Below are 519 nucleotides of genomic sequence, written 5' to 3'. Positions count from 1 at the left end.
TCTGGTCGTATTTAAGGCTGGAACAAAAACGCAAGCGTCTGGTCAGCGTTCGGGAGGATCTGCAGCAGTTGCTGTGTCGTGCAACATAAATCGACCAGCTGCATTAATTCCGATTGTTCGGGGCAAAAAACCAAAATTAGGTGGGCCTTCTTAGTACTACTTATGCATGCGCTATAGCTGCGCAGCTTTTAGCGCAGCAACGTCAGCCTTGAGTTGATCGAATTCAGCTGCCATTGCTCGTAGCATAAGCCCGTGCAGTGGCCCTTCACGGAAACCGAAGGTGCTCCCTGCTGCTCGCACAAGGATTCGTTTTTCTGGACTGACTTCACGCAAAGTGTAGGAGTCCGAGTCATCCTCAGCCGGGACACTTTCAGTAGCCGCCGCTATCGTCTCGAATTCATCTTGCCATTCATCAAAGCAAATAAAGCCATAACGCGTAGCTTCCAGACCGCAGTCAGCCAGGATCTCCATGGCCCGCTGCACCGTCATCCCGACATGGTAACGGGCCAGGTCGACCCC

General features: G+C 52.6%; 1 pseudogene. It reads right to left on the bottom strand.

Features of this window, described 5'->3' with window-relative positions:
• Positions 1 to 171 precede the first annotated feature (171 nt).
• A pseudogene (locus GHO41_RS29985) lies at positions 172 to 519 on the bottom strand (hypothetical protein); the annotation flags it as partial.

This window comes from Pseudomonas sp. FSL R10-0399 (assembly GCF_009600165.1).
Classification (GTDB): domain Bacteria; phylum Pseudomonadota; class Gammaproteobacteria; order Pseudomonadales; family Pseudomonadaceae; genus Aquipseudomonas; species Aquipseudomonas helleri.
Note: the sequence above shows the minus strand (reverse complement) of the source record. Positions and strands in the feature narration are given on the sequence as shown.